Source organism: Pseudomonas sp. EA_5y_Pfl2_R50, from assembly GCF_963970475.1.
Taxonomy (GTDB): domain Bacteria; phylum Pseudomonadota; class Gammaproteobacteria; order Pseudomonadales; family Pseudomonadaceae; genus Aquipseudomonas.
In genome coordinates, this window is record NZ_CAXAPT010000115.1 from 1 (window position 1) to 517 (window position 517).

Below are 517 nucleotides of genomic sequence, written 5' to 3' on the forward strand. Positions count from 1 at the left end.
AATCTCGCGGTGTTCGCGATCCTGGCCGGAGGCAAGAAGGCCGCAGACGGCGAAACCGCGTTGCGCCGCGAAGTCGCCCGTTTGCGCAACACGCCCGTCAGCGCTGCCGAACTGGCCGAGGCCAAGAACGAAATCCTGACTTCCGCGCTTGAATCGCGCGAAACCGCCGAGGGCAAGGGGCGCACGATTGCCTCCTCGGTGATCATCGATCGCGACCCGCGCGCCGCCGACCGGCAACTCGCCGCGATCGGTCAGGTCACCGCCGCCGATATCCAGCGCGTTGCGGCCAAATATCTGCGCGACGAACGCTCGGCGACGATCCAGTATCTGCCCGAGGACAAGACCATCGCTGCGCCGCAGAACGACCGGATCGAAGTCGCCGATACCGTCGTGGTCAAGCCGCTGGTCGTGCCGGGCGCGGTTGCGGTGGTGACGCCAGCGAGCGCGGCCGAGCGGATCGCCCCGCCACCGGCTGGCCCCGCCATCGCGGCGAGCGCGCCTGCCCCGCAGGAATTCA

1 protein-coding gene is annotated in these 517 nt (G+C 68.9%); it reads left to right on the forward strand.

Annotated features, from left to right (window positions below):
- Positions 1-517, forward strand: a 517-nt coding sequence (locus AACY19_RS26980) for a hypothetical protein (RefSeq protein ID WP_339454548.1), incomplete at both ends; no start/stop codon positions are given.